This window comes from Alteromonas sp. AWQ4_252, from assembly GCF_056158205.1.
Genome location: NZ_JBSWSV010000001.1, coordinates 2,734,287 through 2,758,838, shown reverse-complemented (window position 1 = coordinate 2,758,838; position 24,552 = coordinate 2,734,287). Strand labels below are relative to the sequence as shown.

22 protein-coding genes are annotated in these 24,552 nt (G+C 46.8%); 12 read left to right on the top strand and 10 right to left on the bottom strand.

The genetic code is table 11. From position 1 onward, the window contains the following. Nucleotides 1-1,371, bottom strand: coding sequence for an SLC13 family permease (locus ACXACM_RS12185; RefSeq protein ID WP_474822015.1), 1,371 nt, complete (start codon nt 1,369-1,371; stop codon nt 1-3). Between the two features lie 173 nt (nt 1,372-1,544). Here ACXACM_RS12185 and ACXACM_RS12180 point away from each other — a divergent pair, with 173 nt between their 5' ends. Together ACXACM_RS12180 and ybaK are read left to right on the top strand one after the other, a co-directional pair. Then, a complete protein-coding gene (locus ACXACM_RS12180) occupies nt 1,545-3,866 on the top strand; it encodes a penicillin acylase family protein (protein ID WP_474822014.1) in 2,322 nt (773 codons plus the stop codon). Further along, nucleotides 3,863-4,333 carry a Cys-tRNA(Pro) deacylase gene (gene ybaK / locus ACXACM_RS12175; protein WP_474822012.1) on the top strand — a complete coding sequence of 157 codons (471 nt, stop codon included), beginning with the start codon at nt 3,863-3,865 and terminating at the stop codon, nt 4,331-4,333. The genes ACXACM_RS12180 and ybaK overlap by 4 nt, the downstream gene beginning before the upstream one ends. Before the next feature lie 2 nt (nt 4,334-4,335). Here ybaK and ACXACM_RS12170 read toward each other — a convergent pair whose 3' ends face one another. The 8 genes from ACXACM_RS12170 to thrS all read right to left on the bottom strand — a co-directional run bounded on the left by ACXACM_RS12170 (nt 4,336) and on the right by thrS (nt 12,254). Beyond that, on the bottom strand, nt 4,336-4,890 hold the full coding sequence (locus tag ACXACM_RS12170; RefSeq protein ID WP_474822011.1) for a hypothetical protein: 555 nt from the start codon (nt 4,888-4,890) through the stop codon (nt 4,336-4,338). 204 nt (nt 4,891-5,094) lie between these two features. Next, complete coding sequence (ihfA, locus tag ACXACM_RS12165; RefSeq protein ID WP_216026179.1) at nt 5,095-5,394, bottom strand: integration host factor subunit alpha; 300 nt, start codon at nt 5,392-5,394, stop codon at nt 5,095-5,097. Nucleotides 5,395-5,397: 3 nt separating this feature from the next. Continuing rightward, nucleotides 5,398-7,785, bottom strand: a complete 2,388-nt coding sequence (gene pheT / locus ACXACM_RS12160) for a phenylalanine--tRNA ligase subunit beta (RefSeq protein WP_474822009.1) — start codon at nt 7,783-7,785, stop codon at nt 5,398-5,400. Nucleotides 7,786-7,796: 11 nt separating this feature from the next. Continuing rightward, nucleotides 7,797-8,777: a phenylalanine--tRNA ligase subunit alpha gene (gene pheS, locus ACXACM_RS12155; RefSeq protein WP_474822008.1), complete on the bottom strand. Its 981-nt coding sequence runs from the start codon at nt 8,775-8,777 to the stop codon at nt 7,797-7,799. Between the two features lie 254 nt (nt 8,778-9,031). Further along, nucleotides 9,032-9,388 carry a 50S ribosomal protein L20 gene (gene rplT, locus ACXACM_RS12150; protein WP_216026176.1) on the bottom strand — a complete coding sequence of 119 codons (357 nt, stop codon included), beginning with the start codon at nt 9,386-9,388 and terminating at the stop codon, nt 9,032-9,034. 16 nt (nt 9,389-9,404) lie between these two features. Then, nucleotides 9,405-9,602, bottom strand: a complete 198-nt coding sequence (gene rpmI / locus ACXACM_RS12145; RefSeq protein ID WP_474822006.1) for a 50S ribosomal protein L35 — start codon at nt 9,600-9,602, stop codon at nt 9,405-9,407. A 116-nt stretch (nt 9,603-9,718) separates the two neighbouring features. Beyond that, entirely contained in the window at nt 9,719-10,258 is a 540-nt protein-coding gene (gene infC / locus ACXACM_RS12140) for a translation initiation factor IF-3 (protein WP_474824326.1), read from the bottom strand. A 79-nt stretch (nt 10,259-10,337) separates the two neighbouring features. Next, a complete protein-coding gene (gene thrS / locus ACXACM_RS12135; protein ID WP_474822005.1) occupies nt 10,338-12,254 on the bottom strand; it encodes a threonine--tRNA ligase in 1,917 nt (638 codons plus the stop codon). A gap of 312 nt (nt 12,255-12,566) precedes the next feature. Here thrS and ACXACM_RS12130 point away from each other — a divergent pair, with 312 nt between their 5' ends. Then, a complete protein-coding gene (locus tag ACXACM_RS12130; protein ID WP_474822004.1) occupies nt 12,567-13,628 on the top strand; it encodes a DUF3080 family protein in 1,062 nt (353 codons plus the stop codon). Nucleotides 13,629-13,668: 40 nt separating this feature from the next. Here the strand turns inward: ACXACM_RS12130 and ACXACM_RS12125 are convergent, their stop codons facing one another. Next, entirely contained in the window at nt 13,669-14,298 is a 630-nt protein-coding gene (locus tag ACXACM_RS12125) for a CPBP family intramembrane glutamic endopeptidase (protein ID WP_474822002.1), read from the bottom strand. A 177-nt stretch (nt 14,299-14,475) separates the two neighbouring features. Here ACXACM_RS12125 and ACXACM_RS12120 point away from each other — a divergent pair, with 177 nt between their 5' ends. The 9 genes from ACXACM_RS12120 (at nt 14,476) to ACXACM_RS12080 (ending at nt 24,481) form a co-directional block, all read left to right on the top strand. Further along, complete coding sequence (locus tag ACXACM_RS12120; RefSeq protein ID WP_474822001.1) at nt 14,476-15,294, top strand: MurR/RpiR family transcriptional regulator; 819 nt, start codon at nt 14,476-14,478, stop codon at nt 15,292-15,294. A 145-nt stretch (nt 15,295-15,439) separates the two neighbouring features. After that, a complete protein-coding gene (locus ACXACM_RS12115; protein WP_474822000.1) occupies nt 15,440-15,994 on the top strand; it encodes a DUF924 family protein in 555 nt (184 codons plus the stop codon). Between the two features lie 393 nt (nt 15,995-16,387). Then, on the top strand, nt 16,388-17,587 hold the full coding sequence (locus ACXACM_RS12110; RefSeq protein WP_474821998.1) for an amidase: 1,200 nt from the start codon (nt 16,388-16,390) through the stop codon (nt 17,585-17,587). Continuing rightward, nucleotides 17,574-19,175 (top strand): gamma-glutamyltransferase family protein, encoded by a 1,602-nt coding sequence (locus tag ACXACM_RS12105; protein WP_474821997.1) that lies wholly within the window; start codon nt 17,574-17,576, stop codon nt 19,173-19,175. The genes ACXACM_RS12110 and ACXACM_RS12105 overlap by 14 nt, the downstream gene beginning before the upstream one ends. 1 nt (nt 19,176) lies before the next feature. Continuing rightward, nucleotides 19,177-19,995: a sulfite exporter TauE/SafE family protein gene (locus ACXACM_RS12100; protein ID WP_474821996.1), complete on the top strand. Its 819-nt coding sequence runs from the start codon at nt 19,177-19,179 to the stop codon at nt 19,993-19,995. Nucleotides 19,996-20,003: 8 nt separating this feature from the next. Continuing rightward, entirely contained in the window at nt 20,004-21,230 is a 1,227-nt protein-coding gene (locus tag ACXACM_RS12095) for a pyridoxal-phosphate-dependent aminotransferase family protein (RefSeq protein ID WP_474821995.1), read from the top strand. After that, nucleotides 21,223-22,452: an allantoate amidohydrolase gene (locus tag ACXACM_RS12090; protein WP_474821993.1), complete on the top strand. Its 1,230-nt coding sequence runs from the start codon at nt 21,223-21,225 to the stop codon at nt 22,450-22,452. The genes ACXACM_RS12095 and ACXACM_RS12090 overlap by 8 nt, the downstream gene beginning before the upstream one ends. Before the next feature lie 14 nt (nt 22,453-22,466). Then, nucleotides 22,467-22,835, top strand: coding sequence for an AraC family ligand binding domain-containing protein (locus tag ACXACM_RS12085; RefSeq protein WP_474821992.1), 369 nt, complete (start codon nt 22,467-22,469; stop codon nt 22,833-22,835). A 218-nt stretch (nt 22,836-23,053) separates the two neighbouring features. Further along, nucleotides 23,054-24,481: an adenosine deaminase family protein gene (locus ACXACM_RS12080; RefSeq protein WP_474821990.1), complete on the top strand. Its 1,428-nt coding sequence runs from the start codon at nt 23,054-23,056 to the stop codon at nt 24,479-24,481. Nucleotides 24,482-24,552: the final 71 nt, after the last annotated feature.

Genomic DNA, 24,552 nt, shown 5'->3' with positions numbered 1-24,552 from the left:
CTATAGCCGGGTGATGATTACCATGGCTGCAACAACTAAACTCACTAAGACATTCAGGATGGTGCCTTCCCGCACCATATCTTTCATCGCAATGTGGCCGCTCCCATAGACAATGGTATTGGTGGGTGTCGCCACTGGCATCATGAATGCGCAGCTAGCGCTCATTGCGGCCGGCATCATGAGTAAAATGGGGTCGACGTCCAGCGCAATTGCAGCGCTGGCGAGAATAGGCATAAGCAGTGTCGCTGTGGCTGTGTTAGACGTTATTTCAGTGACAAAGCTCACTGCCAAACACAGGGTAAGAATGATAAATATTAAAGGGAGCACGGATACTCCGGTTAATGCATCTCCTAGCACCACGCTAAGTCCCGAAGCGGTAAATGCTTTGGCAAGACATATCCCTCCGGCATAAACCAGCAGCAATCCCCAGGGAATTTGTGATGCTGTCTGCCAGTCTAGAATTTGACCTGGTTTATTTTTATTGCCATCGGGTATCAGGCACATCATCACAACCCCGGCAACGGCTATCGTGCTGTCGCTTACGTTTGTCATGCCCAGCCATGCCGTCCAGAAAGGACGAAATATCCAAGCCAGTGCGACAACGAGAAAGGCAGACAGTACACGCTTTTCGGCAGGTTGCCACTGCTCAGCCACAGGCAGCTTAGCTGAAGAAATGGTGCCTAAATGACGGGTAAGCCAAAATGCCATGATAGGAATACCCAGAGCCACCACTGGGATCCCTGTTTGCATCCAGTCGAGAAAACTCAGTTCAGTGCCTGTTGTCTGTTGATAGACACTCATAAAGATGATGTTCGGCGGTGTACCGATAGGCGTACCAATTCCCCCCACACTCGCTGCATATGCAATACCGAGCAATAAAGCGGTAGCCAAACGAGGATTTTGTACGCTACTAATGATGGCTAACGCAATTGGCAATAACATAAGCGTGGTTGCAGTATTGGAGATCCACATACTTAGAATGGCTGATGTGAGCATAAAACCCAGAACCAGTCGCTTAGCATTGCCCGCGCCAGTAAGCGTCAGCATATAGACTGCAAGGCGATGATGTACACCAGATTTTTCCAGCGACCTGGAAAGCATAAAGCCTCCCATGAGCAATAAGATTACATGATTGCCCAGAGCTGAGGCGGCTTCTTGGTAAGACATGACACCCGCCATGGGAAAAGCACAAAACGGGATCATCGAGGTAACGGGTATGGGCAAGGCTTCAGTCATCCAAAGACAAGCAATGAGAACGGTTAGACCCGCGGTAATACTCATTACATGGCTAAACTCGTTAAATGACATTAACGTAAAAACCAACAGACACATTGCTACTGCAAAGCCTATTGCGTAGGGTTTAATTTGCATACAGAAATACCGATTAAAATAGCGCTGAAAATTTTATTTTTTGAGATCTTATGACAGCCGGTGTGACAGAGAGGCAAGACTGTATTATTGTAACTCTTTGACATTGATATCATAACTTGCAACCGGTCTGCAAAAAAAGTTTCGAGCAATGCACCAAGCTAAGGAATACAGTGATGTTCAAAGCGCTTAAAATTACCCTTGTTAGCCTGGTGATTATTGTGACACTTGTTGCACTAATCGCGTGGTTAACCCTGAATGCAAGTTTGCCAAAACTGGATTCCACCTTACGGACTTCGTCTGTTACACAACCGGCAACCTTGTCCAGAGATAAAATTGGGTATAGTGTCATTCACGCAGGTACGCTTGAAGATGCAATATTCGCTTTAGGTCTCGCACATGGCCAGGACAGATTCTTCCAAATGGATCTTCTCCGCCGTTCGGCAGCCGGCGAACTGGCTGCTTGGTTTGGTACTGGCGCAATTCAATTAGACAAGTACGCCCGTTTTCACCAATTTCGGCAGCGAGCTGCAAAGATTTATACTGCGATGAGTGAAGGTGATAAAACACTATTACGCCAATACGCAAAAGGCGTAAATCAAGCCATCAGTGACAACTGGGCTCCCCCGCCCGAATATCTGGTTACACAGTTCACACCAGCGCCATGGAAACCTGAGGATAGCATCCTGGTTGCCTTCGCCATGTACATCGATCTTCAACAGGGGCAAATTGCATTAGATTTAGCCAGAACCGGCGTAAAGCAGTACTTCGGACAGGACATGTTAGATTTCTTATCTGCACCAAGTCCCTATCAGGCCGCTCTGGACGGCTCTACTTTTCCTGTTGGAAATTTAAAAATTCCGCCACGACCTTCCTTCACCGTTTCACAGCCAATAATCAATAAACTTGAAGCGCCCTTGCTCCCTCCGGCAGATATAGGTAGCAATAACTGGGTGGTATCCGGTAGCAGAACGAAAACCGGTGCCGCCATGTTAGCGAATGATATGCATCTCGGATTGAACGTTCCCACCATATGGTACCGGGCACAACTAAACTACATAACAAACAATGAAAGTGTAGCAATGACTGGTGTCTCGTTACCCGGGTTACCGGGCATTGTAGTGGGCACCAATAATCACGTGGCTTGGGGTTTCACCAATGCAAATCTCGATAACGTTGACTGGATTGAGCTTAGTCCGAGTGAAAATACCTGGCAAGAGCCGTCTCCCATCGTCGTGGCTGACGGGGGAACAGTTCCATACGAAATTACAATGTCTGAATATGGCCCGGTTTATTCTTTGGATGGGAAACGATACGCCCTTCAATGGGTCGCTTATGAGCCCTACGCGTTTAATCTTGCTATCACGACACTCGACAGTGTAAGCAACGTTGATGACGCCCTTTCTGTTATAAAGAATATACGGCTACCAGTACAAAATGTAGTGCTTGCTGATGAACAGGGCAACATCGCATGGACGCCAGGTGGTGCAGTGTTCAAGCGAGAGACACCCAGTTTTACAGCTCTCGGGCCAGCTATAACCTCTCACTATATTCATAGTGCGGATAACGCCTTGCCGATGGTAAAAAATCCAGCCGATGGCAGAATTTGGACAGCAAACGCCAGAGTAATGAGTACCCAATCGTACCAAAAATACGGTGATGGCGGCTATGCTCTTGGTGCCAGAGGCTTTCAGATTAAAACGCGATTGTACGAAAAAGATATTTTTGATGTGCAGGATTTCTACGATATTCAGTTAGACAATGAAGCCCGCTTTATGACGCCCTGGCACAGGTTGTTACTGAATACCCTGAAGCGTCAGCCGACAAAATTCAAGGCACAAATAGAAGCACTGAAAAACTGGCAACAATGTGCCTGTGCAGACTCCGTGGGCTATACATTGGTCACCTACTTTCGAGACAAGGTGATATGGGATCTGTTATCGCCGGTGCTCGCGCCACTTGAAAAAAACGGGTATCAGCCTAACACCCTGCTTCGCAAAACAGAAACTGCGGCTTGGGCTCTGCTCCGGCAACAACCCACAGACTGGCTGCCTCGACAATTCAACAATTGGAATGACTTTCTCACTACAGCATATGAACAAACTGAGCAGCGCTTATTCAAGCAAACTAATACCCGAGACATCGCATCCCTTCGCTGGGGGAGTGTAAACGCACTTACTGTGCAACACCCTTTAGCCAAACAAGTCCCCATGTTGGCAAATTTACTGAATATGCCGTCATCAGAAGGCTTCGGTGATTCCTACATGCCCGCAGTTCAACGGCGGGAATTTGGGGCCTCTCAACGGTTGTTTGTTCAACCAGGCCATTTGAACGACGCCATTTTAACCTTACCCGGCGGGCAATCGGGCCATTTTCTGTCTCCATTCTACCGGCGGGGCTTTGATGACTATGTAAAGGGGAAATCAACACCGCTTTTACCGGGACGCATTGAACACACCCTGACTCTACAGCCACAAAAAGGCGACCATACACCATGACTCCTGCAATTAACTTACTTAAGAAAAAGAAATTAAATCACGAGGTATTGCAATATACTCATTCTCCGGATGCGCCATCCTATGGTTTAGAAGCCTGCGAAAAGCTTGCTCTGGAGCCTGCTCACGTATTCAAGACCTTGGTTGTTGAGGTCGACAATGGTGCACTGATGGTGGCATTGGTACCGGTAACAAACACACTGAACTTGAAAGCAGTGGCAAAGGCAGCTGGCGCAAAAAAAGCAGCGATGGCTAGCGCTGAAGACGTGCAACGTAGCTCCGGCTACATTTTAGGTGGAGTAAGCCCCTTGGGACAAAAAAAACAATTGCCAACGTTTATCGATAGCAGTGCATTAACCCTAACGGCAATGTTTGTAAGTGCAGGTCGTCGAGGACTTGAAGTTAAATTATCCCCTAAGGATTTAGGTGCATTAACACGTGCTACATTTGCACATATTGCGACCCCCTGATATTAAGAGCCCTGGGGTTCCTGCTCTGTCTGGTAGCGCTGTTTCCAGAGTGACTTCGCCGCCGCAATATCACTTTCCTTTGGAGGTTGACCGTTAGACAACGTCAGTGCGATTTGCGAAATAATAGCATCCCGTTTAATCAGTAAGGCTTCTGCTTTAGGGAATAAATCTACCGCTTCCGGATAAGTTTCTTTCAAATTCCCCATATCTTCAAGGGCCAGATAGCGGTCTTCAAACGCCTCGTTGAACAACTTGCGTTTCGCATTAAAAGTGATGTATTCACGGGCCTTCGGTGACGCCAAATAAGCCATGTCACTTTCAGATAGTTGCGCTGCTTCAGCAACCTCTCTGGCTTTCGCTAGCCAATTTGACACAGCAGCATCGTCACCTTGCTCTACTGCAATTTTTACGCCTTCTGCCAAATCACTGGCGTGTAAAATATCCATCACGGTGATAACCGGCACTTCTTCCGGAACCGCAGATTCACTGGAGAGATAAACAAGATAACCCGCAACGATAAGCAAGACAGGTGCAATGATTAGAGCAATTTTTTTCATGATAACTCCACACGTATCATATTGTGGTGATTAGTGACATGCAGTCACAATTCGAACTACAAATGTAAAACGACGAGAATGGAACAACCTGGTAAAGAAAGTACAGGTGGCGGGACAAATAAAGCACTTAGCGTATTTGCAACGCTAAGTGCTTAGTTATGTTATAGCAAACCAAACGCTAAAAACAGAAAGTTAAAGCGCAACCTATTCAGTAGGCGGCTTTGAGTTTTCTACGCGGCTTTTAAGTTTCTGACCAGGTCTGAATGTAACCACTCGCCGGGCCTTAATAGGAATGTCTTCACCGGTTTTAGGATTTCGTCCCGGTCGCTCATTCTTATCACGCAGGTCAAAATTACCAAAACCTGACAGTTTCACTTGTTCGCCGGATTCCAATGCTTCCTTAATTTCCTCAAAGAAGCTCTCTACTAAATCCTTAGCATCTTTTTTATTTATACCGAGTTTTTCGAATAAGTGTTCAGCCATTTCGGCTTTGGTCAATGCCATAATTTACTCTCTTAACGCCGCCCCAAATTCATTTTCAAGCCCTTTAACAACGGAGTCAACTGCTTGTTGTATCTCAGTTTCTTCCAGTGTCTTTGTGGGATCCTGTAGTACAAGAGACAGTGCCAGGCTCTTGAAGCCAGGTTCTACACCCTTCCCTTTATACACGTCGAATAAGTTTAGGGCAACTAGTTGATTTACGCCAATTTTTTCTATGAAAGAAATAATCGACCCAACAGTTACGTCATCTTTCACTGTGATAGCAATGTCTCTGCGGTTTGCAGGGTACCTGGATATCACTGTAGCTTCAGGCAATTTACGCACAGAAACTGCTTTAAGATCAAGCTCAAACACAAAAACCCGACCATTTACACCCAGTAATTTAGTAAACCGGGGGTGAATTGCACCCACAACACCCACTTGCTCACCGTCAAGTAATATACTCGCCGTCATCCCAGGGTGCAGGGCTTCATGCTCGCTGCGAACAAATGCCACACGGCTTTTGTCAGCGGTAAGCGCTAAAAGAGCCTCGACATCACCTTTGATATCGAAGAAATCGACACTCTCGTCTTCCCCTAACCAGGATTCTTCATTTCTACGTCCAGCGATAACACCGGCAATCACCGGTTCTTGTTTAACACCATTTGGTGCATCTGCGTCGGGTAAAAAGCGCAGACCGGTTTCAAATAACCGCACGCGGGATTGCTGACGTTTTTGATTATACGCGGTTGCACCGAGCAAACCCGGCCATAAACTTACCCGCATCACAGACATGTCTGCAGAAATTGGATGAGGTAGTACCAAGCCTGATTGAGAAGCAAACAGTGCATTTTGAATTTTAGGATCAACAAACGAATAGGTGATGGCTTCGACATAACCTCTTGCTGTTAATTCTGATTTAAAACTATTGGCAGAAATATGTGCTTCACTTGTAGGCAGCATTGAGAGGCTGCCCTGAGGAGCCGCATCCGGGATACTGTTATAACCGTAGACCCGCGCGACTTCTTCGATGAGATCTTCTTCAATCGCAATATCGAACCGATAGCTAGGTGATACAGCTTGCCATCCATCATCGGTTATCGTGACGTCCAATCCCAGCCGATTGAGAATATCGAGCACCTTGTCATCATCGATCTCAATGCCGAGCACCCGGTTCAGCCGACTACGACGCAAAGTAACCGTTTGGGCTTTTGGCAAATGCGCCTCGTCAACCGCTTCTACAACCGGTCCAGGCTGCCCACCACAGATCTCTGTTATAAGAGCAGTTGCACGTGCCATAGCCTGGTGCTGAAGTTGCGGGTCAACCCCGCGCTCATAACGATGAGAAGCATCAGTGTGTAAACCGTACTGTCGCGCCCGGCCCTGAATGGCATCACGACTAAAAAATGCACTTTCCAACAAAATATGCTTGGTATCGGTTGTTACACCAGAATGCAGACCGCCAAATATACCTGCCATTGCTAAAGGCTTACTGTCGTCTGCGATAACCAGGGTATTGTCTTTCAACTCTACGGTATTTTCGTCTAATAAGGTAAGTGACTCACCTTGCCGGGCAAGACGTACCTGAATATTGCCATCGATACTATCCAGATTAAATGCATGAAGAGGTTGACCCAGTTCCAATAGAACGAAGTTAGTAATATCTACAACTGGATCAATAGACCTTACACCACAACGGCGCAGTTTTTCTTTTAACCATAACGGAGAAGAAACACTCACGTCTACGTTACAGATAACGCGACCAAGGTAACGAGGGCACGCTTCAGGCGCATTCAATGTGATGCTGAGTTTGTCATCAATAGTGGCCGGTACCGAATCAATGTGCGGTTCAGAAACATCAATGCTATTGAGTACACCAACTTCCCGTGCAATACCTCTGATACCCAGACAATCAGCGCGATTAGGCGTTAAATCTACTTCAACGGTATTGTCATCCAGGTTGAGATATTCACGAATATCCGCACCAATTGGCGCGTCTGATGGCAACTCAATAATACCACTGTGATCTTCGCCCATTCCCAATTCGGAAAAACTACACAACATACCAAAAGATGGTTCGCCCCGTAGTTTAGCTTTCTTAATTTTGAAATCGCCAGGCAGCACTGCACCAACTTTTGCCACGGCAACTTTCAGGCCCTGACGACAATTGGGCGCACCGCAAACAATATCCAACAACTCGTCTTCGCCGACATTTATTTTCGTCACTCGCAGCTTATCAGCGTTCGGGTGCTGGCCGCATTCGACCACTTCACCAACAACGACACCCGAAAATGCTGCCGCAACGGGTTCTACGCCATCAACCTCAAGGCCTGCCATACTCAGTTGCTCAGACAAGGCGTCGGTCGAAATTTGTGGGTTAACCCACTCTCTTAACCATTTTTCACTGAATTTCATTTTACTTTGCCTTAACTGAACTGCTTGAGGAAACGAAGATCATTCTCAAAGAACGAACGTAAATCTGTTACACCATAGCGAAGCATGGTTAAACGCTCAACGCCCATACCAAAGGCAAAACCAGTAAATTCTTCCGGATCGATATTCACTGCGCGAAGCACATTGGGATGTACCATGCCGCAACCCAGAACTTCCAGCCATTTACCGTCCTTGCGTTTTACATCAACTTCGGCTGATGGTTCAGTAAAAGGGAAATAAGACGGTCGAAAACGTACCTCTAAGGATTCCTCAAAGAAGTGTTCAAGGAAATCGTGAAGAATGCCTTTTAATTCGGCGAAACTAACATTGCGATCTACCATTAAGCCTTCGACCTGATGGAACATAGGTGTATGAGTCTGATCGTAATCGTTTCGGTAAACACGGCCGGGAGAAATGATCCGAAGAGGTGGCTTTTCTGCTTCCATGGTGCGAATTTGAACGCCGGAAGTTTGAGTCCGAAGCATCACATCAGGATTGAAATAGAAGGTGTCGTGATCAGCCCTCGCCGGGTGATTCGCCGGAATGTTCAGTGCATCAAAATTGTGAAAGCCATCTTCTACTTCCGGGCCGGTTTTGGTCGCAAAGCCAAGTTGACCAAAAAACTGCTCTATGCGGTTAATGGTCCTGGTTACCGGATGCAAATTTCCGGGCACTTCAACTCTACCGGGTAACGATACGTCCACCGCTTCTTCAGCAAGCTTGGCATTGAGTTCAGCGGCTTTAAGCGCATCCCCCTTGGCACCAATTAACTGTTGGATTTGCTGCTTTGCCTGATTAATGCGTTGTCCGGCAGCCGGGCGCTCTTCAGCAGATAGCTTCCCTAACCCTTTTAACAAATCTGTAAGTTTTCCCTTCTTACCCATAAATTCAACCCGGACCTGGTCCAGGGTAGCTACATCTTCTGCAGCGTCAATCTGGCCTTTTGCCTGATTGATAATAGCGTCAAGCTCCATGTTTTCCTCAATTCACATGATGACTGCATGGCCGTGGTGCAAACAAACCCGCTACCAAGGCTAGCCTGAAATAAAGGCGTTAGTTTACACGACTGTAGCTAAGTACGGCTACCTCATATGTCTGATATTGGGCTAAATTCTGTGGATTTTTTGCGATTTTTCAGCAGATGGAATTGTTTTTTCACTGAAACGAAAAACGGCGAGCATCCTGCTCGCCGTTTCCCGAAAGAACTTAAACTTAATTTGTTAAAAAATTAAGCTAATGCGCCTTTAGCCGCGTCGACTAATGCGCTGAATGCTACCTTGTCATGTACCGCGATGTCGGCAAGGATCTTACGATCGATTTCGACAGACGCTTTCTTCAGACCGTTGATGAAACGGCTGTAAGACATGCCATTTTGACGTGCCGCAGCGTTAATACGTGCAATCCACAACTGACGGAATTGACGTTTGCGCTGACGACGGTCACGATATGCATATTGACCAGCTTTAGTTACGGCCTGTACCGCTACGCGATAAACACGTGAACGTGCACCGTAGTAACCTTTTGCCTGCTTGAGGACTTTTTTGTGACGAGCACGTGCGATAGTGCCGCGTTTTACTCTAGCCATTAATCAGTCTCCTCTCTTATACGTAAGGCAACATGCGCTGAACCAATTTGGTATCAGAATCATGAACCAGTTTTTTGCCACGAAGGTGACGTTTACGCTTAGAGCTCTTCTTAGTCAGAATGTGACGTAAGTGAGACTGTTTGCTTTTGAAGCGGCCAGAACCCGTTTTCTTAAAACGCTTGGCGGCACCGCTTAAAGTTTTCATTTTAGGCATTGCTAAAACTCCGCATTGTTTAATATCGACAATCAGTGTGCAGTCACTTCGTGTCGGCTAATGTTTGCAGCAGGGTGTTTCAAAGGTGCAGAATCTTTGAAAACTTTAGACCACTACTACCTCTTAATTGGGGCGAGCACCATGATCATTTGACGGCCTTCCACACGACGTGGGAAAGACTCGCAAGTGGCAATGTCTTCTAAATCCGTTTTGACACGGTTTAGTTGTTCAATGCCGATCTCTTGGTGAGCCATTTCACGTCCGCGGAAGCGAATCGTAACTTTGGCTTTATCACCACCTTCCAGAAAGCGACGCAGGTTGCGCAGTTTTACCTGGTAATCGCCTTCATCAGTGCCAGGGCGAAATTTAATCTCCTTGACCTGAATTTGCTTCTGTTTTTTCTTTTGCTCTTTCTGAGCTTTACTTTTCTCAAAGAGGAATTTGCCATAGTCCATAACTTTACAGACTGGCGGCTCAGCATTAGGGCTGATTTCAACCAGGTCTAGACTTGCATCTACTGCTGTCTGCATGGCTTCCGCTAGGGAAACAATACCTACCTGTTCGCCTTCTTTTCCGATTAAACGTACTTCTCGAGCACGGATTTCGTCGTTAATGCGGGCTTTGTCGCCCTGAGCCTTAGTGTTAGCGCCTTTAATGTGCTATTCCTCCAAAGATTTACAAACAGTGTTCACCTGTTTCTCATGCAGGTGAACCGAATTTTTTAACACTATACCATCATTTAATGGTTTTTTCCGTGATTTCCTCTTGAGCTAACGCAATAAACGCCTCTACCGACATGGAACCTAAATCTTCACCACGACGGGAACGCACTGCAATATGCCCTGCTTCGACTTCTTTGTCGCCGCAAACCAGCATGTAAGGAACACGCTTCAAAGTGTGCTCGCGGATTTTAAAGCCTATCTTCTCATTTCTCAAGTCAGACTTTACTCTAAATCCAGCTTTCTTCAATTTTTGTACAGTTTCTTTGACATAGTCGGCCTGATTATCGGTAATATTCATTACCACCATCTGCTGTGGTGCTAACCACAACGGAAATAATCCGGCAAATTCTTCAGTCAAAATACCAATGAAGCGTTCTAAAGAACCCAAAACCGCACGGTGTATCATCACAGGCACACGGCGTTCACCATCCTCGGCAACATAGGTTGAACCGAGACGGCCCGGCATAGAAAAATCAAGCTGAACGGTACCGCATTGCCATGCACGGTCTAAGCAATCGTACAAAGTAAATTCAATTTTTGGACCGTAGAACGCGCCTTCACCAGGTAGATACTGAAAATCTACCCCTTTGGTTTTAAGTGCTTCGGCCAATGCTGTCTCAGCCTTATCCCAAATCTCATCGCTGCCCACCCGTTTTTCAGGACGGGTCGATAACTTAACTTCAATTTTCTCGAAACCGAACGCTTTATAGGCATCGTAAATCATGTCTATACATAACCCGACTTCATCGAGAATTTGTTCTTCGGTACAGAAGATATGAGCATCATCCTGAGTGAACCCACGCACTCGCATTAGCCCGTGGAGCGCACCGGAAGGTTCATTGCGATGACAACAACCGAACTCGGCCATACGCAGCGGCAGGTCGCGGTAAGATTTCAGGCCCTGATTGAAAATTTGCACGTGGCCCGGACAATTCATTGGTTTAATGGCATATTCACGCTTTTCTGATTCTGTGGTGAACATGTTTTCCGCGTACTTGTCCCAGTGACCGGATTTTTCCCACAATGAACGGTCCATCATTAGTGGACCTTTTACTTCATCGTAGTGATAGTCTCTTAGCATATTGCGCACAAACTTTTCGAGTTCTGTGTAAATAGACCAACCATCGTTGTGCCAGAACACCATGCCGGGTGCTTCTTCTTGCCAGTGAAACAAGTCCAGCGCTTTACCGATTTTTCTGTGGTCACGCTTTTCTGCTTCTTCTAAACGCTGCAAATAAGCTTTCAGTTGTTTTTTGTCTGCCCATGCAGTGCCGTAAATACGCTGCAACATTTTGTTATCACTGTCGCCACGCCAGTACGCACCCGCTACTTTCATCAGTTTGAAATGGTGGCAAAATTTCATATTTGGCACGTGAGGCCCGCGGCACATGTCGATATACTCTTCATGATGATACAACGCAGGACTGTCGTCCTTACTGATGTTTTCATCAAGAATTTCCATTTTGTACGTTTCGCCACGCCCCTCGAATGTATCCCTGGCTTCCTGCCAACTCACCTTCTTCTTCACCACGTTGTAATTGGTTTTTGCCAATTCCAACATACGTTTTTCCAATTTCTGTAAATCTTCCTGCGTCAGGCTGTGCTCCATATCGACATCGTAATAAAAGCCGTTGTCGATGGTGGGCCCAATCGCCATTTTAGCGTCTGGCCACAGTTGTTTAATAGCGTGACCAATTAAATGCGCACAGCTATGGCGAATAATCTCAAGACCATCTTCGTCTTTTGCTGTGATGATCTGCAGCGCGGCGTCGGACTCAATGAGGTCGCACGCGTCAACACGCTCGCCATTCACGCGACCGGCAATGGTTGCCTTAGCCAAACCAGGGCCAATGTCAGCAGCAACGTCCAGTACAGAAACAGCAGAATCGAAAGCGCGTTGGCTTCCGTCAGGAAGAGTAATTACAGGCATGTTTTATCCTTTACAGTGGTGACGCCTACGATGCGCCACTTGCGTAGTTAAATTCAAAGTAGGTGGCACACCACCAATAAGATATTTGGTATTTTTGTCAGGGCTTTCCCTCACAAAAAAGAAGGATTATAACGACATAATTGACAGGTGCAACGGATGTATCCACTTCTTGACGCCATTCTTGGCCAAGCCACTGACAATCAGATATTATCATTGCTTTTATAAACCCGTTACATCAGAGCGACGTTAAGTTCAGGAACCTCAAATGACCTGGGAACATGTAGATCAAATAAGTTGTGAGGGTAAATACCTGTGAATTGGGGTTCTGCTTATTTACCAAAGAAAATATTGCTCGCTTTATCACAAGCTTTGCGTGTGATGTGCCTTGTTGTCAGTTTAATTCTACTCTGCGGATGTGACCTTTTCTCTTCGAACATTGAAAGTGATATTGAAGAATACTCAACTCGCCTGGAAAGGGTGCTGTCAATACGCGCTGATAACTTGGCGGAAACTTCTCTTTCTGACTATCCCCCGAAGCGTGAACTGTATCAGGACGTTGCAAGTGTAGATATTAACCTTACTGAGTTTTATACCCTGCAACAATGTGAACTAGGAACACTGGTAGCAGAAAGAAATACTGTGTTGGGAAAGCAACGGGACGTTGCAGCAAGATTCCACTACGAAACCCAAATTGCAAAAGCTCTCGGCGACTGCAGTCGCTTGGTCGAGCAAAGTGACCCTGCGCTGGCGACGATGCTCATGGAATGGCAAGAAACAAAACTAAGCCAACGCAAAAACCACTGGGCAAATCTTATCCAAACCAGTAATGAGATCCAACTGGCTATGACGTTAAGCCCTCATTTCATTCAACAAGAGCAAAACAACGATGCCTTGGCGGCGATTAACGCATTGGGGTACTTATCACAATTAGATATCAAACCTCACGGCAGCCTTGCCTCGTTAAATCGTCAATTGAAAATTCTCGAATCGTCACGGCTACCCGCGAAAATTTGGCGAACGCAACAAACCATTACAGCGGGTTTGAACAGTCTCACTCCGGCTTTAGCACGTACCTTTGACAACATAAACTGCCAAAAAGACAGTGAGACTGTAACCATTGCGAGAAACGTTTTCTATTTGTACTTCATCGAAAGAGTTCAGCCTGTTGGCAGTGTAATCAATAATTTTCACTATAAAATGTCAGACGCTATGGAGCGGTTACTCTTAGCAGACGCTCTTGATAACCGTTACAAAAATTTTCTACAAAAACATCATCAGGACGGCTTTGAAGCGTATCAGTTGGCATTAAAAAATCATGTTGAGGTGTGGCAAGGCATGTTGTCTCAATGCGGTTTATCTCCCACAAAACCTTAACTTCCAGAGCCAGGAAGGCCTTACACATGTTGTGTCAGTTTTAGGGAGTGGAAACAACTAAAAAAGAGCCTAATCCAATGGTAAATACAAAACTTCCCCAGATAGCATGCTCGACGACTACCACGGGTGTAGAACGGGTTTGAATATAACGATAGCCAAAAAGACCGCCTCCAATCCACGACAACACCATGGCTATCCAGTTGCCATAGACCAAATGAACCAGACCAAAAACAAAGGTGCTTATTCCCCAGCGAGCATATTTAGACGGTAAGATCCGCTTATAGCGGTGAAAAAAGTAGGTTCGGAAAATGATTTCCTGGGGAATTACGGAAATGATAGGATAAATTAACAGCGTCAACACCCACAACTCAGGTTCCCGAAAGGGCCATGACAAAAACAGCTCAGGCTTGAGCAGGTAAACCGCAACCGCCAGTAAACAAGCCCAGGGGAGAAACATTTTAAACGTTGTTTTCAAGTGGGAATAAAAATCATCCCAATGCCACAACCTAAAGCGTTTAAATTGTTTGTCAGCGAGCAATACACTAAGACATATTAAGCCCGCGAAGCCTAAAATAGGCATGAGATATTCCGCAATTTCCTCTGTCCAGTATATAACCGCCAGCGGTAATGCGAAAAAAACAACGACAAGCTCAGCCCACAAACGAACCACGAAAACCCTCCGACTCACAACATTGTGACATAAAGATGACAGTATACGTTCTTTTTCCAGATCCTGCGGAGTTTTTTATCCAAACTTCATGCCGATTATGAAGTTGTTGAAGTACAGCGGTTGGCAGCGACCTTGTTTTCCTTTATTTTGTACAAAAAAAACGGCACGTGGGTATGTATGGTTAAACGAGATGACTTAATGGGTCGCATTGAAGCGCAGTTCCCTTCCCTTTCGCCATCGGCCCGGCTAATCGCGAATCACATTCAACAAAACCCTATGTCCGTAATTTCACAAAGTACAGCTGACATAGCCCGGATCACCAATACCTCTAAAGCCACTGTGAGCAGATTTTTCCGAAACTTGGGTTTTGAGTCTCATCAAGACGCGAAGGACGCCATTCTGGCTATGCGCGAAAAAGGTCTGCCCATGGCTTTGGGACAGGACGAACCTGACCACTTTCAAAAAGAATTGCAGAACGTTTCACGTACTTATGAAGGGCTTAAAGATGCTGCGGTGAAAGATGTTGTGGATTTACTCGCCCACAGTGATCGCATTACTCTTATTGGTTATCGCAATGCCTATCCGTTGGCATTGCATTTCAGACAACAGTTAAAACAAGTACGCAGTACTGTGCGATTGCTGCCTCAACCAGGACAAACCCTGGGGGAAGATCTGGTAGATATTCCTGAAAATGAGGTTGTCGTCTTACTGGGCTTCAGACGCCGAACCAAGTTATTTAAACGCATTATTGATGTGCTCGACCATCACACCACAATTCTCATTACAGACCCCACCGGTCAAATTTACAATAACCGTGTAAATCATCTATTAGTTTGCCACCCAGGCCAAACTATGGCGTTTGACAGTTATGCTGCCCCCATGAGTTTGATCTCCTTTCTGGCAAACAAGGTGTTTGAGACTCTGGGTGAAAAAGCGGTTAGACGAGCCACTCGCATCTCCCAAATGTATGACGATTTAGAGGAACTGGAACCCTAATAAGTGTTTAGCATCGAACCTTTTGGTAAAAAAAAGCGTAAAAAAGTATCTACTACATATTGATTATTTTTTAACCTTTATGACACTATTGTTGAACCAAATAAAAAGGTAGCTTGTCACAATGGAAGTGAGAGAAAGGAGCGTCATGCAAACATCAGTAATTCCTCTTGAAGAGGTATCCAGCGTTCTTGCTTTTTGGTTTTCTGAACTTGAACCACACCAATGGTTTAAAGCAGATGCTGGAATAGATACGTTAATTAAATCCAGGTTTGGTAAAGTTCACACCGCAGCTGCCAATTGCGAATTGTGGCACTGGCGAATAACCCCTCAGGGACGACTCGCCGAAATTATCGTGTTGGACCAGTTTTCCAGAAATATATACCGCAATGACTCCCGGGCATTCGCCAGCGATGGTATAGCATTGGCACTTGCCCAGGAAGCCTTGCGTTTAGAAGCAGATAAAGTGCTCACGGAAGCACAGAAGACCTTCTTGTTTATGCCATTTATGCATTCAGAATCTCTTTCCATTCACGATACAGCCATGGAGTTGTTTGATATAGACGGGTTAGAAGTGCAGTTGGAATACGAGAAGGAACACAGAGAACTATTATTGCGATTTGGCCGCTACCCGGCCCGCAATGAAGCATTAGGCAGAACATCGACAACCGAAGAAATCGCTTACCTGAATAGTAACAGGTAAGCGAAGCAATATTCACACTGTACTGTCAATGTCCTCGAACAGGGTTTAACAGGAAGATCTTGAGTTTTCCACCTGTTAACTCCAATGATGTGCACTGCTTTGTCAAACTCCATATCCAGCGACCGACTAATACGAAACGCATCTGTGATTGACTAACCGCTCGCTCGCAGGCATTTTGCATCTTCGTTTAGACGTTTACTTAACGCCACATGCATCTCCTGTATAGCTGTAAACATGCTCAACCTCTTGCATTACTACGCATTTTAACAAATTCATAACACTTATAGTTACCATTATTTTGATTACTGTTATGAATAAAAATCAGCCGTTTCACTTGACTTAATAATGAAACGATTGTTTCATAGAGAGTATTCCTAACCAGTTGGTCAAGCCGTGTTAATTACTAAAAATCCATTTATTACCACTAAGCCTTTGCAGAGCGCTATTGAACCGGCATCAGATTGCCCGGCGAATGCACCACTTAGCGATTTGAAGCTAGCGGTTAAGGATTTATTTCATATGGCAGGCATACCTACAACAGCGGGAAACCCCACATGGGCTGAAACCCATGACATCCCGTTAATAACCGCTTCTGCTGTCACCCGTTTGTTAGAAGCTGGTGCCACCTATGTAGGGAAAACAATTACTGATGAGCTCGCATATAGCCTCAATGGACAGAATATACATTATGGCATGCCCGAGAACCCGGTAAATACGGAGCGTCTGCCAGGTGGCTCAAGTTCTGGGTCGGCAGTTGCAGTTGCCCAGGGAGCGGCCGATATCGGTTTAGGTACAGACACTGGAGGTTCAATTAGGGTACCGGCAAGCTATTTGGGGTTATTTGGGTTGCGCCCGACTCATGGCGCCATCGCCACAGACAATATGGTTGCTCTGGCTCCGTCTTTCGACACAGTAGGAGTAATGACCAAAACCCTGGAATCATTAACAAGGGTAATGGAATGTTTGTTACCCGACGAACAAGACGAAAAACACCTAACACTTTCCATGGTCGAAGATTTGTTGCCCCTGGCTGAACAAGGTGAAAATATTCAACAAAGTATGGCTTCATTGGGTAACGCCTGGCCAGAGCAGTCCCTTGAATACGTGTCTTTGGAACTTGAAAAGTGGTCACTGGCAGACACTTTCAGGATACTTCAGGGGGCGGAAATCTGGCAACAACACGGCGACTGGCTAATGAAGCACAAGCCCCGTATTGCTGACGACATTCAGTTACGGCTAACTGATTGCGCCACATTCACGGAGCAGGAAATCGCCAAAGCCCAGGCGCAACGAGAACGTTTCAAACTCTGGTTTTATGAAAAAATAAATCACTCTGTGTTGGTAATTCCCACAACACCGGGAGTCAGCCCGCTTATTTCCACATCTGGTAGTGAATTAACCGATTACCGAAAACGGTTGCTTTCATTAACTGCCATCGCTGGGTTAACCGGGTGCCCACAGCTACACCTGCCTCTTTACAAACGTGAAAATGCCCCCTGTGGACTCTCTCTTATAGGGCCAAGGGGAAGCGACAAACAATTGCTAAAAGTGGCGAAAGATATAACAGGAATCATTTTACATGAAGAACAATAATATGATTGGTTTCACCGCACCTCATTTCGCTGCATCTCAGGCTGGCAGTGCCATACTAGAGAAAGGTGGAACAGCAATTGAGGCGATGGTAGCCGCAGCAGCATCCATCGCAGTTGAATACCCCCACATGAATGGACTGGGTGGTGATGGTTTTTGGATCATCAGCGAGCCAGGTAAACAACCCGTGGGCATTAATGCGGCAGGCGTCGCCGCCAGCCAGGCTACGCCAGACTTTTACGCAGGAGAATCGACTATTCCAAGCCGTGGCGGTAAAGCTGCACTTACCATGGCCGGCGCAGTTGCTGGTTGGCAAGCGGCGTTGGATATTAGTGAGCAATGGCAACCTAAAATCCCATTAACAACACTATTAGACACTGCGATTAATCAGGCAACCTGGGGTATTGAAGTTACCCAAAGCTTGTCTGATGCCAGTTTCAAAACCTACGAACAATTATCACAAAACGAAGCGTTTAGTCAGTTTCTGATCAAAGGGAAACCACTAAAAAAAGGAAAGATCCTAAAACTTCCCCAACTTGCCGCAACCCTTTCTCACCTTGCCAACGCAGGGTTAGATGATTTTTACCACGGGGTAACAGCAGATAAACTTGCAAGTGATTTAGCTGCCGCTGGATCGCCAATTAGTCGTAGTGATTTTAGCCGTTATCAAGCGCGAACCACACAGCCAATTTGTGTTCAGACCAGCAAAGGGAAACTTTATAATCTTGGCGCGCCAACCCAGGGCGTTGCCTCACTGCTTATCCTGGCACTATACGACAAGGTGTGGAAACAGGGTAAAAGCGATGCGGATATGGTTCATCTGCTTATTGAATGCACCAAACAGGCTTTCATAAAGCGAAACAGATATGTAACCGACCCGAGCAGACTTGAAACCGATCTTCAGTCGTTGTTGACAGATCAGTCCCTTGCTGAAATGGCGAGTCAAGTCTCACTCGATAGCGCTAAACCCTGGCCTCACCCTGCTCAACACGGCGATACGATATGGATGGGCGCTTGTGACGCTGAAGGGCGCATGGTGAGTTATATTCAGTCTCTCTACTGGGAGTTCGGTAGCGGTATCGTCAGCCCATCTACGGGTATCGTCTGGAACAATCGTGGAACGTCTTTTTCTCTGTCACCCGACAGCAACCAATATTTGCAGCCCGGTTTAACGCCGTTTCATACGCTCAACCCTGCATTCGCTGAACTCAGTGATGGCAGACGCATGAGCTATGGCACCATGGGCGGTGAAGGCCAGCCACAAACACAGGCTGCACTTTTTGCACGTCATGTTTATCACAATCAGCCCATAGACAAAGCGATTACGTTAGGCCGGTGGCTGTTAGGCAGAACCTGGGGCGATGAAAGTCACAACCTCAAAGTCGAACGTGATGTAGACGACTACGTCGGTGAATCCCTTCGAGCTCGCGGCCACGACATGGTGGTAGTAGACGCTTGCAATGAGTTAATGGGCCACGCCGGCGCTGTCGTTCGCGCCGACAACGGCAGCATCACAGCAGCTACTGACCCGCGAAGTGATGGCAAAGCTTTGGTATCTCCAGCATTAGGCGCGAGAAAGGACAGTAATTAATATGCAGTTCATAGTAGACAACTTATCAATCATTCTTGCCATGATGGGCACCGGTATTTTCGCTGGCATTTTGGCAGGTTTACTTGGCGTAGGCGGTGGCATCGTCATTGTTCCCGTGTTGTATTTCTTGTTTCAAGCGCTTGGGATAAGTGCAGACACCGCAATGGTTGTTGCCACCGCTACCAGCCTTGCAACAATTGTCCCCACATCCGTGAGTTCGATTCTGGCCCACAAGAAAAAAGGCAATGTTGATACTGCCCTGCTTCGTCACTGGGCGATCTTTATTCTGGCTGGTGTACTTGCAGGTAGCTATCTGGTTACAAAAATCGATGGTAAATGGCTAACCCTTTTGTTCGGCAGTATTGCCACCCTTTCGGCACTTAACATGCTGTTCGGGAAAAAGCAGGCTATCACCGACGGGCTTCCCGGTCCTGCTGGTCAGGGTTTTATGGCAACCTGTATTGGCTTTTTTAGCAGTATGGTAGGTATTGGCGGCGGAACCCTAACCGTCCCCACTCTAACGTTCTGCAATTATCCTGCACATCGTGCTGTTGGAACCGCGGCAGCTGTGGGTTTAATCATTTCTCTGCCCGCAGCGTTAACCATGCTTATCATCGGTAGCACCCCGGAGGATGCCCCTTTCGCTACCTATGGTTTGGTTAATTTACTCGGCTTTGTTTGCATCGTCCCCCTTACTGTTTTGTTCGCCCCCGTTGGCGCCAGTATTGCCAACCGTCTAGATGGTGCACTACTGAAAAAAGTCTTCGCAGTTGTCCTCATCATTACTGGCGTGAGAATGCTCGCACAGTTATTTATTTAGGAACCTTCATGAAACCACTTTCACTCCCTCCCCGACTTCTGATGGGCCCAGGCCCCATCAACTGCTACCCAAGGGTGTTGCAGGCCATGTCCACGCAACTCGTTGGTCAGTACGACCCTGCCATGACACAAACGATGAATGAAGTAATGGCACTCTACAGACAGGTTTTTAAAACGCAAAACCAGCACACCCTGTTGGTTGATGGTACGTCGAGAGCGGGTATAGAGGCCGTATTAGTCTCATGCATAGAACCAGGTGATAAAGTTCTGGTACCTGTTTTTGGCCGATTCGGCCATCTGCTGGCTGAAATCGCTCAACGGGCCGGCGCAGATGTTCACACTATCGAAACCGACTGGGGCAACGTATTTGAGCCCGAGCAAATCGAATCCGCTATTAAGCGAGTCAAACCTAAATTGCTCGCCGTCGTCCAGGGCGATACATCCACAACGATGCTGCAACCCCTGGCGCATATAGGTGAAATCTGTCGCAAACACGATGTACTTTTCTATTCAGATGCCACCGCATCTATTGGCGGGAACCCGTTTGAAACTGACGAATGGGGCCTGGACGCAGTTTCTGTTGGCCTACAAAAATGTCTAGGTGGCCCTAGTGGCAGTGCGCCTGTCACCTTAAGTGACCGTTGCGTTGAGGTCATCAGAAAGCGTCATCACGTTGAGGCTGGTATACGCGATGCCCATCATACTGACGCAGAAGGCAGCCGCATTCGGTCAAACTATTTTGATTTGTCGATGATCATGGACTACTGGGGCGAGGAGCGTCTTAACCATCACACAGAAGCGGCGTCTATGCTTTTTTGTGCCCGGGAATGTGCGATAACCCTGTTGGACGAAGGTCAGGAAGCGGTGATCCACAGACACCAGACGGCGGGTGATGCCATGCTAGCCGGTATTCAGGCCATGTCGTTAACTCCCTTTGGCGATTTATCAAATAAAATGACCAATGTCGTTGGCGTCGAGATTCCCCATCAAGTTGACGGCGAAGCCATACGTGAACAGTTGCTCTCGTTGTTCAATATAGAAATAGGTACCAGTTTCGGGCCGCTAAAAGGGCGTATCTGGCGCATCGGGACCATGGGCTATAACGCCCGACAGGACGCGGTTCTGCATACACTCCAATCACTTGAAACTACTCTCAGACGAGCAGGCATGCAGTTACCTCTCGGTGAAGCCGTCGATGCAGCGATGACAGTATACGAGCAACGACGTCATGATTGATTATCACGATCTCGCCGAGCTTGTCATGGCCCGACTCGACGAATTGGGCAATGTGAGTCAATCCCCGGACTATCTGGACAGACGATACCTTACTGCTGAACACAAGCAGGCTAATCGATTAGTCGCTGGATGGATGGGAGAAGCAGGCATGATCTCCTGGGAGGATCAGGCTGGGAACCTTTGGGGACGCTATGAATGCCTCGACCCCAATGCGCCCCGTTTTATCCTCGGCAGTCACCTCGATACCGTGCCTAATGGCGGTAAATATGACGGTATGCTAGGCGTAGTGGCGCCCATTTCATTGGTGCATATTCTCAAAGTCACGCGAACACCTCTGCCATTTCATTTGGATATTGTGGGATTTGGCGATGAAGAAGGTACACGTTTTGGGTCCACATTGCTTGGCAGTAAAGCGCTTACCGGAAGATGGCCCGATGAATGGGCCAAGCTGAAAGATGAAAATGGCATTAGTTTACCGGAAGCGATGAAAAACTTCGGTTTGGACTTCGACAATGTGCCGCAGGCAAGTGTGGTGGATTCCGGGGTACTTGGCTATTTGGAATTGCATATAGAACAGGGCCCGGTACTGGAACAACACAAGTTACCTGTAGGTGTTGTTACAGCAATTTCAGGGGCTCGCCGTTTTGACATAGCGGTTACTGGCATGGCTGGTCACGCTGGTACGGTGCCCATGACTTTGCGACAGGACGCACTGGTTGCCGCCAGTGAGATGGTTCTCACAGTAGAATCGCTGGCCCGGGAACACAACGTGGTCGCGACTGTTGGTAAAATAGAGAATAAACCCAACGGCGTAAATGTCATTTCTGGACGCACACATTTTTCATTGGATATTCGTAGTGAAGACGACGCCCACCGGGATGCCGTCCTGGAACAAATTGTGCAAAGATTTCATCAAATTGCAGCGAGAAGACAAGTTGGGCTGGTGATAAATCAAACCCATACAGCATCAGCAGTGCAATGCGATCACAGGTTGCAGTCTATTTTAAAGAATGCCATTGCAGAGTGTGGTATTCCAACCTACGCCCTGCCCTCTGGTGCAGGACATGATGCTATGGCGATGGCCAGGTTGTGTCCGGTGGCAATGCTATTTCTTCGCTGTGACAAGGGTATCAGTCACCATCCGGCTGAGGCGATAAAAACTGACGATGTTGCGGTTGCACTCGCAGCCTTACATTCAACAATAAAACACCTGGCACATTAAAAAGGGAGCCCCTGATGAAAATAACGCGAATTTACAACGATGCAGAAGGGAAAAGTCATTTTGGGGAGGTCGATATTCCACTTTCCGATGGCGGACCTATCGGTTTGCTGTCAGAGCGGTTTGATGCCGGCACGGTCATTTTCAGAGAAACCCCGAGTGATTATGACTTTAAATGGCACCCAGCACCGGCGCGTCAACTCCTTTTTATCATTAAAGGGCGTGCTGAGTTTAAAGTAAGCAATGGTGAGCGACATGTGTTCGGTGCTGGTGACGTATTATTACTCGAAGACACTGAAGGTGAAGGACATTGCAGCCGCGCCATGTACAACGAAGTACGCCACTCCATTTTTGTCACCCTGCCGGATAATGTCACTTTCGACTAATTCATAAGCGCAACGGTCGCCCTTTTTAATGAGGGGCAACTTTCACCATAATAGTGCGTTGTTTCCCCGTTCAGTGCATTTGGGTCGAGTCTTTCTGCAATCGCCTGTAACACACATCACGAAATCTACGTTAATCAGACACTTAAAAATTCACAATTAGTCAGACCACATGGTCATATTTTTGCAACTGGCACTCAGAAAATAACTAGAGTGAGAGTATGTTGCGTTTTATCTTTGTGTTTTTTATCAGTTTATTCCCCCTTGTAAGCAGTGCCGACAGCATAGATAGTTGGTTTCGAAATTTTAAACGCGATGCGACCCCCGCTGAGCTTTACGCATTTCTTCAAGCTATGCCTAAGGGCGGTGATCTTCACCATCATATTTCCGGCTCTGGTTTCCCTGAGTGGTGGTTCGAGCTGGCTACTGACAAGAAGAGTAATGGCGGCTACGAATACTACACCCGTGTAACGCCATCCTTATGTCAGGGGCTGTCGCCGAATACTTTCGGCAGAGACAACCCTTTCATGTTATTTCGCACTGTACAAGCCTCTACCTGGCAACAAATGTCGCCGTGCGAGAAAGGTCACTACCGGGCATTAACAGCCCTATCTGCCGAACAAAAAGAAGGTTTTTTAAACAGTATTCAATTGGATAAACACCACGAGGGTCGCAATGAGTTTTTCGAAACCCATTGGCAGCGTCTCAATGAACTTACCCGCAATCCACACATCATCGGCCAGATATTAGTTAAGAATATGCAGGCGTACCAAAAAGAAAACGTGCGCTATTTAGAAACGCAGGTGAACGTGCAAGGTATGGTGGATGCATCAGGCCACCCCATCAAAGCCGATACGGCTTTGTCGATTGTGCTTGATGCCGTGAACAGTGCCGAGGCTAAAGCAACAGATTTGACGGTTAAATTTCAATATGCCTTGTTGCGCTTTTCAAAAAATGCCGAAGAGCAGCTAGAGAACATTTACGCTTTCGTTGATGCACATAGAGAAGAATATGTAGGCATTAACATGGTGGGCAGAGAGGACAATGATAAAGGCCACCCCTTGAGATTTTTGTCCACATTGAGAATGCTCAGACAAAAATATCCCGCGATTCCATTAGCGTTTCATGCCGGGGAAGTTGATGAGCCCAATCATCACGTGCGTGACACCCTTTTATTAGGCGCAGACAGAATCGGTCATGGTCTCAATACCATAACGGATCCCGACACACTGATACTTATGCGTCATGGTCCTTACCTCATAGAAATCAACCTGATCAGTAATTTACTACTGGAATATGTCGATAGCTACCAAAGCCACCCTTTTGGGGAATACCTCCGATTGGGGATCCCGGTTGCACTGTCTACGGATGACCGGGGAATGTGGGGCGCAACACTCACCGATGAAGTGTACATAGCAGTAACGGCGTTTAACCTGTCGTGGGCAGAGCTACGCAAAATCACAGAAAACAGCATCGAATACAGCTTTCTTCCCAAACAGCAAAAACAGCTGATGCTCAAAAACCTTTCAGAGGCTTTGAATGACTTCGAAGAACGCGCCATGCAAACACGGTTCTCCCACGTTCCGGTACCTGCAGACCGCTTTATCTGCCGACGTGAAGCATCTCTTTGCGAAGATCCGAGTCAGTAGCCAATTAGCACAACAAAACAGATTCTAATAATTATTTGAAAAATGAAATGAGAGAGCGTCATCCAATGCAC